This window comes from [Enterobacter] lignolyticus SCF1, assembly GCF_000164865.1.
Lineage (GTDB): Bacteria > Pseudomonadota > Gammaproteobacteria > Enterobacterales > Enterobacteriaceae > Enterobacter_B > Enterobacter_B lignolyticus.
Genome location: NC_014618.1, coordinates 1690354 through 1706540, shown reverse-complemented (window position 1 = coordinate 1706540; position 16187 = coordinate 1690354). Strand labels below are relative to the sequence as shown.

At 60.0% G+C, this 16187-nt stretch carries 16 protein-coding genes and 1 riboswitch; of the genes, 3 read left to right on the top strand and 13 right to left on the bottom strand.

Annotated features, from left to right (window positions below; translation table 11 throughout):
- Window positions 1-12: 12 nt before the first annotated feature.
- From ENTCL_RS08005 to fbaB, 6 genes are all read right to left on the bottom strand, one after another.
- On the bottom strand, window positions 13-705 hold the full coding sequence (locus ENTCL_RS08005) for a fimbria/pilus periplasmic chaperone (RefSeq protein ID WP_013365611.1): 693 nt from the start codon (window positions 703-705) through the stop codon (window positions 13-15).
- On the bottom strand, window positions 677-2020 hold the full coding sequence (locus ENTCL_RS08000; protein ID WP_013365610.1) for a fimbrial protein: 1344 nt from the start codon (window positions 2018-2020) through the stop codon (window positions 677-679). Before ENTCL_RS08000 ends, ENTCL_RS08005 begins: the two co-directional genes overlap by 29 nt.
- Window positions 2017-4497, bottom strand: a complete 2481-nt coding sequence (locus ENTCL_RS07995) for a fimbria/pilus outer membrane usher protein (protein WP_013365609.1) — start codon at window positions 4495-4497, stop codon at window positions 2017-2019. The genes ENTCL_RS08000 and ENTCL_RS07995 overlap by 4 nt, the downstream gene beginning before the upstream one ends.
- Window positions 4481-5188, bottom strand: coding sequence for a fimbrial biogenesis chaperone (locus tag ENTCL_RS07990; protein ID WP_013365608.1), 708 nt, complete (start codon window positions 5186-5188; stop codon window positions 4481-4483). Before ENTCL_RS07990 ends, ENTCL_RS07995 begins: the two co-directional genes overlap by 17 nt.
- Window positions 5189-5202: 14 nt before the next feature.
- A complete protein-coding gene (locus ENTCL_RS07985) occupies window positions 5203-5709 on the bottom strand; it encodes a fimbrial protein (protein ID WP_044612090.1) in 507 nt (168 codons plus the stop codon).
- 504 nt (window positions 5710-6213) lie between these two features.
- Window positions 6214-7263, bottom strand: a complete 1050-nt coding sequence (gene fbaB / locus ENTCL_RS07980; protein ID WP_013365606.1) for a class I fructose-bisphosphate aldolase — start codon at window positions 7261-7263, stop codon at window positions 6214-6216.
- 253 nt (window positions 7264-7516) lie between these two features.
- On the opposite strand from fbaB, the gene ENTCL_RS07975 reads away from it, so the two are divergent.
- Genes ENTCL_RS07975 through ENTCL_RS07965 form a run of 3 tightly spaced genes read left to right on the top strand, consistent with a single transcriptional unit; the run spans window position 7517 to window position 10733 of the window.
- Window positions 7517-8782 carry a nucleoside permease gene (locus ENTCL_RS07975; RefSeq protein WP_013365605.1) on the top strand — a complete coding sequence of 422 codons (1266 nt, stop codon included), beginning with the start codon at window positions 7517-7519 and terminating at the stop codon, window positions 8780-8782.
- The gene (locus ENTCL_RS07970; RefSeq protein WP_013365604.1) at window positions 8779-9786 is read left to right on the top strand and encodes an ADP-ribosylglycohydrolase family protein; all 1008 of its coding nucleotides are present in this window, start codon (window positions 8779-8781) and stop codon (window positions 9784-9786) included. The genes ENTCL_RS07975 and ENTCL_RS07970 overlap by 4 nt, the downstream gene beginning before the upstream one ends.
- Complete coding sequence (locus ENTCL_RS07965; protein WP_013365603.1) at window positions 9780-10733, top strand: PfkB family carbohydrate kinase; 954 nt, start codon at window positions 9780-9782, stop codon at window positions 10731-10733. The genes ENTCL_RS07970 and ENTCL_RS07965 overlap by 7 nt, the downstream gene beginning before the upstream one ends.
- On the opposite strand, the gene ENTCL_RS07960 is transcribed toward ENTCL_RS07965, so the two are convergent.
- The 7 genes from ENTCL_RS07960 to ENTCL_RS07930 form a co-directional block, all read right to left on the bottom strand.
- On the bottom strand, window positions 10707-11453 hold the full coding sequence (locus ENTCL_RS07960) for a GntR family transcriptional regulator (protein WP_013365602.1): 747 nt from the start codon (window positions 11451-11453) through the stop codon (window positions 10707-10709). The genes ENTCL_RS07965 and ENTCL_RS07960 overlap by 27 nt on opposite strands.
- Window positions 11454-11489: 36 nt before the next feature.
- On the bottom strand, window positions 11490-12290 hold the full coding sequence (gene thiD, locus ENTCL_RS07955) for a bifunctional hydroxymethylpyrimidine kinase/phosphomethylpyrimidine kinase (RefSeq protein ID WP_013365601.1): 801 nt from the start codon (window positions 12288-12290) through the stop codon (window positions 11490-11492).
- A complete protein-coding gene (gene thiM, locus ENTCL_RS07950) occupies window positions 12287-13066 on the bottom strand; it encodes a hydroxyethylthiazole kinase (RefSeq protein ID WP_013365600.1) in 780 nt (259 codons plus the stop codon). Before thiM ends, thiD begins: the two co-directional genes overlap by 4 nt.
- A 37-nt stretch (window positions 13067-13103) precedes the next feature.
- A riboswitch (TPP riboswitch) is annotated at window positions 13104-13200 on the bottom strand.
- 76 nt (window positions 13201-13276) lie between these two features.
- Window positions 13277-13972, bottom strand: a complete 696-nt coding sequence (locus ENTCL_RS07945) for an ArsR/SmtB family transcription factor (protein WP_013365599.1) — start codon at window positions 13970-13972, stop codon at window positions 13277-13279.
- 2 nt (window positions 13973-13974) lie between these two features.
- Window positions 13975-14367, bottom strand: a complete 393-nt coding sequence (locus tag ENTCL_RS07940) for an amino acid-binding protein (RefSeq protein WP_013365598.1) — start codon at window positions 14365-14367, stop codon at window positions 13975-13977.
- 3 nt (window positions 14368-14370) lie between these two features.
- Window positions 14371-14685 carry an antibiotic biosynthesis monooxygenase family protein gene (locus tag ENTCL_RS07935; RefSeq protein ID WP_013365597.1) on the bottom strand — a complete coding sequence of 105 codons (315 nt, stop codon included), beginning with the start codon at window positions 14683-14685 and terminating at the stop codon, window positions 14371-14373.
- An 89-nt stretch (window positions 14686-14774) separates the two neighbouring features.
- Window positions 14775-16181 (bottom strand): alpha,alpha-trehalose-phosphate synthase (UDP-forming), encoded by a 1407-nt coding sequence (locus ENTCL_RS07930; RefSeq protein ID WP_013365596.1) that lies wholly within the window; start codon window positions 16179-16181, stop codon window positions 14775-14777.
- Between the last annotated feature and the right edge of the window lie 6 nt (window positions 16182-16187).

The window sequence follows — 16187 nt, the reverse complement described above, 5'->3', positions numbered from 1 at the left end:
ATTCAACAATTGTTAATTTACTTCAGTAGTAAATCCCCAATGATTTCCTTCATCATTAATCACCACAAAGTTTATCTTATTATTCCCCACAGATGGAGGGGAGGTATTAAAAATCTGCCGCGCAGAATACGGAGGGATCACTATTCCAGTTATGGAATAATTGCCAAAATGAACCTCTGACAGTGATATACTCCACGAACCTTGATTGCTGGCGTAAATTCCACCATTACGATAGCTAAAACTCAGAAGATTGATGGATTTTTCAGTCAGCACCCCTATGTTTACTGGCCTCCATAGCACTTTAAGTTGATTTCTAAGGGCCAGACGCACTTTTTCACCGATTTGTTCGTTTTTTACACCCGGCGGTATCTGGTAGATGTTGAGCCAGTACAGCGATTCCCGGTCGGTTGGCAGGCCGCGCCCGGAGGTCAGCATGCGCAGTTCGCGCCGCTCGCCCGGCAGCATTTTGAGTACCGGCGGGATCACCACGAACGGCGCCTGGGCCTGCGAAGGCCCCTTGTCCGGAGCGCCGTCATCCACCCAGCTTTGTACCACCACCGGGTACTCGCCGTCATTTACCAGCGAGATAGTGCGCTGATACTCGCCGTGATTAAACACCACCCGGGTGACGTTAACGTTAACCGCCGCGTGCAGGCTAAACGCCAGCCACCACAGGCTACTGAATACGCAGCAATACTTGCGCATATGATGAATAACTCCCCGCAGTGACGTCGTCGGCGCCGAAGCTCGCCAGGCGCGCTTCAAAGCTCTCGCTGTAGTAATTTACGCCATTCTGGCTACCGTTTTGCTGGGTATTGTTCCCCAACACCGGCATCCAGCCGCCGCTGGCGCCGGTACCCGCCGCCGAGGAGGTCAGAAAACCGATGGCCGTTTGCCCGCGATAAACCTGTACGCCGACGCCTCGGGCGTGGCCGGGCGCGCCGTAGGCGCTATCCAGCAGCCAGCTGATGGCGCTGCCGCTCGTCAGGCCAAACTGCTGCGCGCTGGCGACGCTGCTTTCCGGCGCTAAAAACCCCAGCGCCACGTTGCTTTTCCCGGTCGCCACCCCGGAGATAACCGTGGATTCGCAAGAAAACGCTATCTGAAACGGCGCAGAGGAATACTCCTTGCGCCGAAGCTGCGCCGCCGAAATCGGCGGCAGGCGTACTACCGGCGTAAAATCCGTGACCTGGCACATCGCCGCGCGCTTTACGGTGATACCGTTGCCGTAAAGGCTTATCACCGACGGCCAATCGTTTGCCCACCCGGCCCAGTTGCCGCCCCGGTGCGGCTGGCCGACCCGAATATCCCAGGAAGCAGTGCCCGGCCCGCGAAACACCAGATAGGCGTTGGGGTTAACATAGCTGTTGTAGGTTGCCGACTGCGCCTGATTGGCGAAATAGCGCACGTCCAGCGTTTTAATCAGCTCCACGCTGATGGTGGAAAAGTTTTTGGCTTTAATCAGGAAATTTCCATCCGTATCGGTATCCAGATTCTCCAGCGGACGCTGCTGCCAGCTGTCGGTAAAGGTGCTGCCGCTGGCGTCGTGCGTCAGCCGCAGCGCCACGTTTTTCATCAGCGTTAAATAGGCGCCCGGCACATCGCTGGCCTCATACCACCCCGCATAGGCGTCATCGCCGTTCGTAGACCACGCCTCAAACAGCTGTCCGGCGGTGTCCGGCGTGCAGCGGAAAAAGACCTGCTCGGGATCGTAACCGCCGTTTTTATGCGCGTAAGTGGTAAACGGGATCCCGCCGCTGGCGGTCAGCAGTGTCCCGGCGGGCTGAAAACTGCCGTTGCTGCTGATATCAATGGATTTACTCAACCCCGGCAGCAGGCCGTTCCAGGCATCGTTTCCCCCGCCGCTGCGCCAGTCATTGGCGATACCGTCGGTCGCCGCGCTCAGCCGGTGGCTGCCAGCCGCGCTGTTCGATCCCGCTTTATAGGGATAAATAATGTATTCGCAGGCCGCCTGTCCCCACAGCGGAACGGCCGTCAGCAGCAATAATAGTGTTTTCATTCCAATCCTTGCGGCTGGCACGCCAGCGTTAATGCAATCAACGGCTGTTCGCGCTGCGCGTCGTTCAACGTCCACGGCAGCACGCAGCGGCTGCCCTCAAGCGTAAGCCGCCCTTTTTCCGTACCGACCCGGGCATACAGCTGGTTGCCCTGCGCCGACATCCCCACGACGTTCCCATGCTCATCCCGCACCGCCAGACCGGGCGGAAAAGGCGCGGCGTCGCGGACCGAAATCAGCAGTGGAAACCCCGACAGCGTGGAGAACCGCAGCTTTACGGCGGCCCCCGCCAGCGGCGCCACGCGGCGCTGGCTTTCCTGCAGTTCCACCTGGCTTGTCATTTCCTGGCCGTCCAGGGTGACGGTGTTATAACGGTAGGGCGTCAGCGACGGCACCAGCGCGTAGCCCTGGTCATTCACCCGCGCCCCCTGCCCGCCGCCGACCCGCGCGCCGCTGGCGCCGGGGGCCTCCACCAGCGCAAAAGTATCGCCGACCCACGGCCCGGCCACCACGCCGTGGGAATGCACCACCACCGCGCCGCGCACGCCGCCCGCCCACTGCTGGTACTGCGGCGCCTGCGAGACGCTGCCGTTGAGCGTGCCGAAGGCGGTGTTTTTTTGCAGCGTACCGCTCCAGTCCTGTCGGCTCTGCGCGCCGCCGCTTCCCTGCTGCCAGCCGGTGGAGACGGCATAGTTCAGCGTTTCCTCTGCATCCAGCGACCCGGACAGCGCCATCTGCGCACTGCTTCCGGCCTGTCGTGAGCGGCTACCTGAGAGCGACAGCGTATGTTCGCGATCGGCGACGGCCAGCGGCAGCGAGATCGTCAGCGTCGCCACATCCTCCTGCTGACGCCGGGAGACGGCGAGGCCGTTGCGCCACCAGGTATCCTGGCGGCTGAGGGCCAGCCCCAGCGTCACGCGTCCCACGGTGGTGTTGTAACCGGCCTGCAGCTGGGAGCTGCTTCCCCGGTTGCCGTAGTAATCCATCATCGATCCGGAGAGCCACAGGTTGCCGAGACCGCCCAGCGTCTGGTTTACCGTCGCCGTAAACTGGTTGCGCTGGCGCAGCGTATCTGAACGCCAGGCGCGCCCTTTTTGCGCCGCTCCGCGCTCGCCCAGCACATCGCCGTAGTCGCGGTAGCCCTGCGTCGAATAGCGGTATCCCGCCAGCGCTACGTGCGTGCCGGTGCCGGTAAAGGTGCGGCTCCAGTTGCTCTGCATCCGCCAGCCGCGCAGGTCGTCGACGCCGGTGCGGGCGTGCGACCCGGTCACATCCGCGCCAAAGGCCCCCAGACGCGTCGCCAGAACGCCGCCAATCAGCAGCGCCTGATAACCGTCGCCGATCCGCACCGCGCCATTGGCCGTCAGAATATTGGCGACGCCGCGCTCCAGCGTAAAATCGGCAAACAGGCTGTCGGAAGCGTGGTAATCGCGCGTTTTCCCCACCACCGCGCCATAGCGCCAGACGCCGGGGCGCAGGGAGAACGGTACGCTGGCGTAGGGCACGGTATAGCCGCTTTTTTTACCATCCGCGCCGGTTATCTCGACCTGTAAATCGCCGTCCCAGGCCGTATTGGGCAAATCATCGAGGATGAACGGCCCCTGGGGCACGCTGGTTTCGTACAGCGTACGGCCATTCTGCGTGACCACTACGCGCGATGGCGTTGACGCGGTACCGCGGATTTCCGGGGCATAGCCGCGCCGCGACTGCGGCCACATCCGCTGATCGGTTTCCAGCTTGACGCCCGTGAACGCCATGCTGCCCAGAAGATTTCCCGGCGTATAGCTTTCGCCAACGGTCAGCAGGCTTCCCAGACCGGCAATGGGCCGCTGCAGCCAGGTCTGTAGCGCATCCCACTGCTGCGACTCTCTGCCGTTTTCCCGCCGCCAGTTTGCCGAGGATTGCTGGCGAAATTGCCATGTTCCAAGGTTGATGCCGCTGTTCAGCCCCAGCCAGCCGTAATCGCTCTCGCGCCCGGCATTTTTGTTGTGATAAACGTTCAGGTTGTAATTACTGAACACGACGTTTTCGCCGCTCTGCCACTGCGCGGGCGGCACATAGTCGACAGGCGTGCGCTTAAGCGCCGCCTGCGGGACGCTGAGCTGCAAACGCAGCGCCCCCTGGTCAAACTGCCAGTCGCCGCCGCTCACCCGCTCCCGGGGCGTCAGGCACGCCTCGCCCTGCTCGTCCGCCGACGTCAGCCCCTGCGCCTGCCAGAAGTCAGCCGGTAAGCAGGGCGCGACATCGCCGGCGCTGTCCTTGCGAAACAGCACGTCCCGCCGCTCGACAAACTGGCCGTTCAGCCAGACGTCCACGCTGTAGCGCCCTTCGGCAATGGCGTTCTGCTGATTAAACCGCGCCAGGCTGTTTTCGTAGCCGCTGCCCAGGAACAGCGACGCATCAAAGGTATATTCTGTCGCTGCGATCGTGCCTGCGGACAACAGCAGCCAGCCCCAGCAACCCCTAGCGGCGGACGTCATCCTGATACCCTACTGCAACCCGGTGGCTAAGCGTTGCGCCCTGATCGTTAATCCAGCGCAGCGTCGCCTGTGAAATTGTCGTCACCCGCGCCGGCCATGAAACCGTGGCCCACGGCGCGACGGTTTCGCTCTGCACCCGCTGCGTGCCGTTGCCCGACACCTCAAGCGCCGAGAGCGCCAGGTAATAGCCGCTGTTGTTACGTAAAAAGAGCCTGCCGTCACGCAGCCAGACGCGGCTGGTGTTCGCCATCTCCAGCGGAGAGCCCGTCAGCCCGCGCGGACGATAGAGCACCTTCACCCGGCTGCGCACCATCACCAGCAGCTGGTTATCCTGCTGCCCGGCCTGCACCGGCGGAATATGAATAAAATTGAGCCACCACAGCGATTCTCTGTCCTGCGGGGCGGGCCCGCCCACATAGCGCAGGCGTACGGTTTGCCCCGTTTTCGCCGCCAGCCGAAACACCGGCGGCGTAGTGACGAAAGGCGCTTTCGCCGTTTGCGGCGTGGACTGCGGATCGCCATCATCCACCCACACCTGCACCACGCCGGGAAAATCATCATGATTGGTGAGCTGAACGCTCACCTCACGGCCGTCGGCGGGGTAAATCACGCGGCTGCCGGTCATCACGACGCCCGCCTGCGCGCTCGCGCACATCAGCATCCCGACCAGGGCAAGAGTCAATCCTTTCATCACCTGCGGCCCGCTTAGAGGTACGTGACGGCGTATTGCACCGTACCCACGACCGTACCGGCGGTCGCGCCGCCGTTCGGGCTGTAATACTGCACGGCGTAATCATGCTCGCCCGACGTACTGCCAGCGGCGACGGTGATTCCGGCCACCGGCGTCGGGTCGCGCAGATCGATAACCGTCGTTCCCGTCGCATCGGTTAAAAGCTGCAGCTCCACGTTTTGCGCCGTACCGGTATTCGCCAGGTTGCCGAGCGCGGTCATGTTATTGGCGACAAACACCGTTTTGATATCCAGGGCGTTGGTGTCAGCGGTACAGCCGGTTACCCCCAGCGTAAAGGTGGTTAACCCCGCAGAGGACGACGCCGACGTCAGTTCGCTTTTCGCCACGGAAGGCAGCAGCACGACCGGACGCGCATTCACCCCGTTAACGGTCACTTCACAGGTTTGTTCCGTGACCTCGCCTTTGAACGTAATGGTATTGGCTGAATCCGCCATCGCCATATTGCTCAATAACAATGTCATGCCGCCCGTAATGCCAATATGCAGCGCACTGAAATATTTTAATTTCATAGAATTGTCCCTTATAAATAATAACGCTGACATCCTGCTAAGGCGCACCCGTCCCACCGTCTAAAAAAGATGGGCTATAATGCTTGCTAGCAAATTAATGGAGGCCAGTAATATTCGATCGCATCATAGGATTAACCCTACGATGACTGTTAGTTTAAGAATAATCCTGAAAAGTAAAACCTTTATTTTCTCAAATGCGCAAAAGGGACTTCTTAAATAAGAAAATCCGCCTTAAATGCAATCTTAATGCATTGATATTGCTAACAATAAGAAAAATACAGTCATAATAATATATTTTATCTTAAGGCCATTTAAGAGTCAGAACTTACGAATTATCTGGCGATAGCTCTAAAAAGCGAGGTTAATGAATATTAATTTATCGGCTTGTTTAGTGAAAGCCTCGAGGAATGGACAAGAAAATAACACGTCCTCCTCGCGATGAGGAGGACGAAAGCATCAGGCGATTGTCACCTTGCCATCCAGATACACATCCTGTACGGCGTTAATTAATTTAACGCCATCAGCCATCGATTTTTTAAACGCTTTACGTCCGAGAATAAGCCCCATTCCGCCAGCGCGTTTATTAATTACCGCCGTGCGTACCGCATCGGCCATATCGTTGTCGCCCGCCGCGCCGCCGGAGTTAATCAGCCCCGCGCGTCCCATATAGCAGTTCGCCAGCTGATAGCGCACCAGATCGATCGGGTTATCGGTGGTCAGCTTGCTGTACACCCGTTCGTCGGTGTAGCCGTAGTTCACCGCCCTATAGCCGCCGTTGTTTTCCGCCATTTTTTGCTTGACGATATCCGCGCCGATCGTGGCGGCCAGATGGTTGGCCTGGCCGGTTAAGTCGGCGGAAACATGGTAGTCCACGCCGTCCTTCTTAAAGGCCGAGTTACGCAAGTAGGCCCACAGCACGGTGACCATCCCCAGCTCATGCGCGCGCTCAAAGGCCGCCGATATTTCTTCAATCTGGCGGCGGGATTCTTCTGAGCCGAAGTAGATAGTCGCGCCGACGGCGACCGCCCCCATGTTGAAGGCCTGCTCGACGCTGGCGTACAGCGTCTGGTCAAAGGTGTTGGGGTAGCTCAGGGTTTCGTTATGGTTCAGTTTGACGAGAAACGGAATGCGGTGCGCATAGCGGCGCGACACGGAGGCCAGCACGCCATAGGTTGAGGCCACGCAGTTGCATCCGGCCTCAATCGCCAGCTCGACGATGTTCCTGGGATCAAAATAAAGCGGATTAGCGGCAAAGGAGGCGCCGGCGGAGTGCTCAACGCCCTGGTCTACCGGTAATATAGAAAGGTAGCCGGTTCCTGCAAGACGCCCGGTGTTGTACAGCGTCTGCATATTGCGTAATACCGCAGGGGGACGATCATTATCTATCATCACCCGCGAAACGTAATCCGCCCCGGGGAGATAGAGCTGGTCTGCCGGAATGGTCATACAACGATGCTGTAAAAGGCCGTCGGCGTCTTTGCCAAGTAGCTGCGCAATATCAGTCATAGTGATAACTCCCGTAAGAGCCAACCTGCGTTGGCCATGAATTGTCCTGGGCCAGTTTTTTGGCCAGCCATAAGCCTGGTATGCGACCGCCGGAATTTCCAGCCGATTTGTGCGCTTTTCAGGCTCATCGGCTGACACGATTCACTGAAGAGTAAACTGTTAAGTCGCTCAAAGAATCACCTCAAAGGTATTTAAAAGGTATTATTAAATGGTATTGTTCAGGCGTACCTTACCTGTCATGAAGGATTTACTTATGAAAACTACAGTCAAACTGTCGTTCATGATGTTCGTTGAATGGTTTATCTGGGGCGCCTGGTTTGTTCCGCTGTGGCTTTGGCTTAACAAAAGCGGCTTCAGCGCCGGGGAGATCGGCTGGTCCTACGCCTGTACCGCTATCGCCGCCATCCTGTCGCCTATTCTCGTCGGCTCGCTGACGGACCGCTTCTTCTCCGCGCAAAAAGTGCTGGCGGTGCTGATGTTCGCCGGCGCCATCCTGATGTACTTCGCCGCGCAGCAGACCACCTTCAGCGGCTTCTTCCCGCTGCTGCTGGCCTACTCGCTGACCTATATGCCGACGATTGCGCTGACCAACAGCATCGCTTTTGCCAACGTCCCCGACGTCGAGCTCGACTTCCCGCGCATCCGCGTGATGGGGACTATCGGCTGGATAGGCTCCGGGCTGGTCTGCGGCTTCTTGCCGCAGATGATGGGCTTTGCCGATATTTCGCCCACCAACGTACCGCTGCTGATCACCGCCGCAAGCTCGCTGGTGCTTGGGGTGTTCGCCTTCTTCCTGCCGGATACGCCGCCGAAGAGTACCGGCAAGCTCGACCTGAAGGTGATGCTCGGTCTGGACGCGCTGGTGCTGCTGCGCGATAAGAACTTTCTTGTCTTCTTTGTCTGCTCATTCCTGTTCGCTATGCCGCTGGCGTTCTACTACATCTTCGCTAACGGCTATCTGACCGAAGTGGGGATGAAAAACGCCACGGGCTGGATGACGCTCGGCCAGTTCTCCGAAATCTTCTTTATGCTGGCGCTGCCGTTCTTCACTAAGCGCTTTGGTATTAAAAAGGTTCTATTACTTGGTCTTATCACCGCGGCCATCCGCTATGGCTTCTTCGTTTACGGCGGCGCAGAGCAATACTTCACCTATGGCCTGCTGTTCCTCGGTATCCTGCTGCACGGCGTGAGCTACGATTTCTACTACGTCACGGCGTACATTTATGTCGATAAAAAGGCGCCGGTTCATATGCGCACCGCCGCGCAGGGGCTGATTACGCTGTGCTGCCAGGGCTTCGGCAGCCTGCTGGGCTACCGCCTGGGCGGCGTGATGATGGAAAAAATGTTTGCATATAAAGAGCCGGTGAACGGACTGACCTTTAACTGGGCGGGAATGTGGACCTTCGGCGCGGTGATGATTGCCGTTATCGCCGTCCTGTTCATGCTGCTGTTCCGCGAATCGGATAAAGAGATTGTGGCGATCAATGACGCTACGCTGGCACAAGGGGAAGCAAAATGAAGGAACAACGAATTCTGGGTGCCTTATACGGTCAGGCGCTTGGCGACGCGCTGGGGATGCCATCGGAGCTATGGCCAAGAGCGCGGGTGAAGGCCCACTTCGGCTGGATAGACCGCTTTTTGCCCGGCCCGGCGGAGAACACGGCGGCCTGCTACTTTGGCCGCGCGGAGTTCACCGACGACACCTCAATGGCGCTGTGCCTTGCCGATGCGCTGATTGAGTGCGACGGCAACATCGTCCCGGACGTCATTGGCCGCCATATCCTGAAATGGGCGCAGGGATTCGACGCCTTTAACAAAAACGTGCTCGGCCCGACTTCGAAAATTGCGCTCAACGCCATCCGCGACGGTAAACCGGTGCGCGAGCTTGAGAACAACGGCGTGACCAACGGCGCGGCGATGCGCGTATCGCCGCTCGGCTGCATGCTGCCGACCGGGGATCTCGACGCCTTCATCGACGCCGTTGCGCTGGCCTCCAGCCCGACGCACAAATCCGATCTCGCCGTGGCGGGCGCGGTCGTCATCGCCTGGGCGGTATCGCGCGCGGTTGACGGCGCGGGCTGGCAGGAGATTGTCGACGCGCTGCCCGCCGTCGCCCGCCACGCTCAGGAAAAACGGATTACTACCTTTAGCGCCTCGCTGGCGCTGCGCATTGAGCTGGCCATCAAAACCGTACGCGAGGCCAACGGCGTAGAGTCCGCCTGCGAGCAGCTGTATCAGCTTGTCGGCGCGGGCACCAGCACCCTGGAGTCCGTCGCCTGCGCGGTGGCGCTGGTCGACCTTGCCGGTACCGACCCGAACCGCTGCGCCATCCTGTGCGCCAACCTCGGCGGCGACACCGATACCATTGGCGCCATGGCGACCGCCATCTGCGGCGCGCTCCACGGTATTGCCGGGATCAATCCCGAATTTAAGCAGGAGCTGGATGCGGTCAATCAGCTGGACTTCCAGCGCTATGCCGCCGCCCTGCTCCACTTCCGTCAGCAGCGGGAGGCGGTATGTTAGCCGGGAAACTCGCCCACCTGCGCCAGCAGCGCCCGGTGACGGTGATCGGCTCGGCGGTGATCGACGTCATCGCCGATGCTTACGCGCTGCCGTGGCGGGGCTGCGATATCGAACTCCAGCAGCAGAGCGTGAACATCGGCGGCTGCGCGCTCAACGTGGCGGTGGCGCTCAGGCGTCTTGGCATCAGCGCCTGCAACGCCCTGCCGCTCGGCCAGGGCGTCTGGGCGGATATTGTGCGCCACAACCTCGCCCGTCAGGGCATTGAAAGCGTGATTGAGACCGACGCCGGCGACAACGGCTGGTGTCTGGCGCTGGTCGAGCCTGACGGCGAGCGGACGTTTATGTCCTTTACCGGAGTGGAAAACGCCTGGTGCGACGACTGGCTGGCGCGCCTGCCCGAGGCCAGCGACGGGCTGGTGTATCTGTCCGGTTACCAGCTTACGGCGGCCTGCGCGCCGCTGCTGGTCGGCTGGCTGGAGTCGCACCCCGGCATGACCGCGCTTATCGATTTCGGCCCGCGGATTGCGGATATTTCCCCGGCGCTGTTCGCCCGGATTATGGCCTGCCGACCGATCGTCACGCTGAATCGCCAGGAAGCGGAGATTGTCGCCGAACGCGAGCAGCTGCCCGCCGGGACAACCGCCTTTGGTCGGGCGTGGCTGGCGCGCTTTGCGGCGCCGGTCATCGTGCGTCAGGATAAAGACGGCGCATGGTACTTCAGCGAACACGAGGAGGGGCTCGCCGCGCCGTTCGCCACTACGGTTGTGGATACCATCGGCGCAGGAGACAGCCATGCCGGAGGGGTACTGGCAGGGCTTGCCGCCGGGTGGACGCTTGCCGATGCGGTAACGCTCGGCAACGCGGTGGCATCCTGGGTGGTCAGCCGCCGCGGCGGCGACTGCGCGCCCACGCGCGAGGAGCTACTCCTCGCACACGAACACGTATAAATCGCTGCGGCAGTAGCTGATGCTGTATTCAATGGGTCGCTGCTGCTGATCGAGCGCGACCTGTTTTATCACCAGCACCGGGATTTTTTCATCCATTTTGATGTGCGACTGAAACTCCGCATCCGGCATCCGCGCGCTCACCCTTGAGCGCGTGCGCTGCGGGTAAATATGCTGGCTGCGAAAATAGTCATACAGCGAGATGCCGATAGCCTCCGCATCGGCAATCAGGTGCGCCGGCACCCACGACTCTTCAATCGATACCGCCTCTTCATCCACATAGCGAATACGCTTGAGCAGGAACACCTCGCTGCGCGGCGCGACGGCCAGCTGTTCCGCCACCTCCGCCGGGCATTCCACCACCCGTTTATTCACCCACAGGGTATCGGGCTTTTTACCGCGCAGCACCACCTGCTGCGAAAAACCCCGCGCCTCTTTCAGCGAATACTCGAAGATATTGTTGATCTGCGTGCCGTACCCGCGCGCGCGGGTGACCACGCCTTCATCCTCAAGCGTCTGCATCGCTTTGCGCACGGTGATGCGCGAGACGCCCGTCAGTTGGCTGAGATCGCGCTCGCCGGGCAGGATGTTGCCGTGCTCCAGCCAGCCGCTGCGCACGGCGTTTTTCACCGTTTCGGCAAACTTAAGGTACAGCGGCGTGTTGTCCGCCGCCGCAATGCGCTCGTTCAGTTGGCTGATAAGCCGGGTATGCGCTTGTTCCATCGGGTCTTTTCCTGGCAAGATTCTCCTGCCAGTATACTACCACCACGCGTGGAAATGGTGCACAGGGCCAATACCGTGACCGACCTCAAGGGTATCCGCCTGCGCCAGCGCGGCAGAGAGCCAGGCCTTGGCCTCCGGCACCGTTTCCTGCCAGCTGCGATAGCGCGGACGCAGCGCCGCCAGCGCCGCCGACAGCGTGCAACCGGTGCCGTGGGTGTTTTTGGTCGGCACGCGCGGCGCGGTGAACCGGTATTCGCCCTGCGGCGTAAACAGCCAGTCGGGACTTTCGGCATCCTCCAGATGACCGCCCTTCATCAGCACGGCGCCGCAGCCGAACCCGAGCAGCGCGCGCCCCTGCTCCAGCATCTCCTGCTCGCTGCGGGCGTGCGGCGCCGCCAGCAGCGCCGCCGCCTCCGGCAGGTTCGGCGTAATCAGCGACACCTGCGGCAGCAGACGGCGGCGCAGGGTCTCCACGGCGGAGGCGGAAAGCAGCGGATCGCCGCTTTTAGCCAGCATCACCGTATCCAGCACCACGTTACGGATCTGATAACGGGCAAGACGCTCCGCCACGACCTCGACGATATCCGTTTCTGCCAGCATGCCGATTTTGGTGGTATCGATGCGCACGTCGCTCAGCACTGAATCCAGCTGCGCGGCGACAAAATCGGGTTCGATACGGTATACCGACTGCACGCCGCGGGTATTTTGCGCCACCAGCGCGGTGATCGCCGAGCAGCCGTAGGCCCCCAGCGCCGAAAAGGTTTTCAGATCCGCCTGGATACCGGCGCCGCCGCTGGGGTCCGTACCGGCGATGGTCAGGGCATTAATGCGCGTCATGCCTGCACCTCCGCATACAGTGCGTCGACAAACGCGGCGACGAAGCTTCCCGGCCCGCGACCGTTTGCCGTCGCCACGCTCCCCGCCTGCTTCATCATGCCGCAGGCGGCGGCAACGTTATCCAGACGGTCGCCCGGCAGCGCAAGGCTTGCGGCCACCACGGCGGACAGAGCGCAGCCGGTGCCGACCACCCGGGTCATCAGCGGGTCACCGCCGGTCACCCTCGTCGTACGCGCGCCGTCGGTGATGTAATCCGCCTCGCCGGTAACGACGACGGTCGTCACCCACTGACGCGCCAGCGCCTGCGCCGCCGGTAGCGCGGTTGCCGCTTCATCGGTGGTATCCACCCCGCGCCCGCCGCGGCTCATCCCCGCCAGCGCCAGAATTTCCGAAGCGTTGCCGCGAATGGCCGCCGGCTTCAGGGCCAGCAGCTCACGGCAAAAATCGCTGCGTAGCGTTAGCGCCCCGACCGCCACCGGGTCAAGCACCCAGGGTTTGCCCTGAGCGTACGCGCTGTTCACCGCCGCACGCATCGCCTGCGCCCGGTCCCGGGTAAGCGTACCGACGTTTATCAGCAGCGCGTCGGCAACGGCGGCGAACTGCGCGGCTTCGTCATCATCGATAACCATCGCCGGCGAAGCGCCGATCGCCAGCAGCACGTTAGCGGTAAAGGTTTGCACCACGTCGTTAGTCATGCAGTGAACGAGCGGCGAATGGGTGTGAAACAGATGGCGGACGTGCGCGAGTTGCGCGGGACTAAGCAGGTCAGCTTGCATGGTTTGCTCCTGCCAGGCCGTGAAGAAGCGATAACCATGTGTTGGTCTCTGACTTCCCTACGCTGGCATTATCCAGATCAGGTGGTACGGGTATTTCTCAGCCTTCACAAGGAAGGGCACCCCGAGTCATCATGGGATTTGTTATCCCGCAGGCAGAGTACGGGAAGCAGTCAGGGATTACAAGCGCGGTTCAGGGCCGTCGCATCACGCTTAACAATCCACCTCAAAATAGCGCCTGAACGCCAGTTGACCGACTGAAGTGATGCGCACTTCGCGATATCCGGGCGTACGGGCGATCCAGCCCTTTTGTTCGACGTGCAGCAATAGCGCCGCACCGGCCATTCCGCCAAGATGAAAACGGCGCTCGCTCCAGTCCAGACAGGCTGAACACGGTTTGCGTCGCACGCTCTCGCTGAGCGTCACGCCCATCCGGGTAAACCCCGCCACGCCTTTGGGGGTTAACGCCTCGCCGTCGTCGGCGACCCACGCCTCGCGCAGCAAAAAATCAAAAATGGCCACCGCGACTTCACCGGCAAGATGATCGTAACAGGTACGCGCTTTGCGTAACGAAACGGGCGTGCTGCAATGCGCTGTCGCCTGCCATGTCAGCCCCATCATTTGCTCCAGCAAACCGGCAACGTCGCGGCCGGTAAGCCGAAAATAGCGGTGTCGGCCCTGCGAAAGACCGACGATGAGGCGGCTGTCGACGAGTTTACACAGGTGCGCGCTGGCCGTTGAGGGCGCAATATCCGCCGCTACGGCAAGCTCCGTCGCGGTCCACGCCCTGCCGTCCATCAGCGCGCACAGCATTTTCATCCGAGAGACGTCAGACATGGCAAAAGCGAGCCCGGCGAGCGCGCGCTCCTGTGATACCTGGGATTCAACGTCATCGGAATGCTTATGCATAATTATTGGTCCACGCTGGCCCAGCGCTGAGTCACCTCGCGGGCTTTCTGCACATTGTCGGTGATAAGAATAAGGTGATTTGCATGATCGCTGTACTGCGTCAGGATATTAACACCGTTTTTTGCAAGCACTGCGGCAATTTCGCCAAGCTCTCCCGGACGCGCTTGCCGAAGTTTGCGGATAATCGGCTCACAAACCGCGATGACCTCAACCCCGGCGGCCATAAGCACCTCGCGCGCTTTCATCCCGTCCTCAACGAGAAAATGCGCATGAGATACCTCGCCGACGCTAAACACGCCGCCGCCTTCAAGACCGACCCCATGAGCGCCGAGGGTTGTTCCCAGCAGCGCCAGCTGCCCCGGGCTGTTTTTCAGTATCACATGGACATCATACATCGCTTATTCTCCCCCCATAGCTGACTGATATTCTCTGAGTACCGTTGCAATACGAATGCGATAGCGCGTAAAAAGCGTGCGCTTTCCCTCTTCCTGCGCCGCTTTATGCAGAACGTTCTCCCGCCACGTCACCACGGCCTGTTCGTCCCGCCACCAGGAAAGCGACAGGATTTTCCCCGGCGTGGTCAGGCTCTGAAAGCGTTCAATGGCGATAAAGCCCTCCACGTCAGAGAGCAGGGGCTTAAGCTCTGCGGCCAGCGACAGATAGCGGGCCTGATTTGACGCATTGACCTCGGCTTCAAAAAGTACAGCGATCATTGTTTACTTCCTCCGGCAATGGGTGATGTAAACAAAGCATAATGGCCGCAGAAAACGATACTTCGTCAGCCGACGAAGTATCGCCCCGCTCAGTACAGCGACCTGCCGGCGAAAACGCGGTGATACGCTATCCGAGGCGCGCCGACGTCGGAATCGGGGTGTTCAAGAGCGGTACGAAACGCCTGATACCACCAGTGATTATCCTGTCGCCTGAGCGTTTCCAGTAGCTTCAGATGACGACGCTTACGCTCATGCAGCGGCATGGTCAACGCCGAGTGCAGCGCCTGCGCTGTTTCATCGGCATCATACGGATTGACGATCACCGCATCGCGCAGCTGCTGCGAGGTGCCGGAGAACTGCGACAGCACCAGCACGCCGGGATTTTCCGGGTTTTGTGCCAGCACAAAGGCTTTTGCCCCAAGGTTCATCCCCTCCGAGAGCGAGGTAAACATCCCCACCTCCGCCCTTGCGTAGAGCGAATACATCGTCTCCCGCGAGCAGAGATCGTTATGGATATAGTTCACCGGATACCAGCTGAAATCTCCGTATTGTCCGTTCAGCTCCCCGCAAAAGCGCTCGAGCTTATGGTGCAAGTCGTGGCTGGAATGCGGATGCTCCTGCGCCGGGTCGGAAATCTGCAGCAGGCTGACGTCGCGCATATATTGCGGCCAGTGGTTCAAAAACCGGCGCATCGCCTCCAGCCGGTAATGAATGCCGCTCATATCCGTCACGGTGTCGTTGCTGATAATAATACGGCGGCGATAGTCCGCCAGCGCGCTGCTCGCCCTCTTCGGCTCCGGTCGCGTTCCGGCAATCCCGCAGGGAAAAACGCCGACAGACACCAGATGACCGTTAACGTTGATTATCCTATCGCTGAGCCGCTCGGTGCGGTAATAGCGGCACAGGTAGGAGATAAAGTGACTGGCGTCGGCTGCGGACTGAAAGCCTATCAGGTCGTAATGGCACAGAGCCTGAATCATCCAGTCGTGCTCGGGCAGAGAGCGGAACACGTCGCCCGGCGGAAACGGCTGCTGGAAAAAGAAGCCGCAGCGGTTTAAATATCCATCCTCTTTAAGCCGCTGCCCGACGGCAATATGATGGTAATCCAGCACCCAGACCGCATCTTCATCACAGAGTTGTTCCGCCAGCATGTCGGCGACCGCCTGGTTATAATTTTTATAGGTAATAAAGTACTCTTTGCGATATACCGCAAGATCCGGTCGGTTATGAAATATTGGCCACATCGTTTTATGGACATAGCCGTGATAATAGTTGTCGTATTCGTTAGGCGATATATCCCAGCTACAGAACGTTGAGCCATTATCCTGATACTGGCTGCAGCCGCGCTTCTTTTTCCCCGGATTAATTTTTCCGTTCCAGCCCATTTTTACGCCGGGGTGTTTACGTAATATATCGTTAATCGCGTCGTCAAGAAGATCGCACGCATCCGTTTTTTCAGCCGCGCAGCGGCTGGCAAGCATAATCAGACGTGACATACCGTT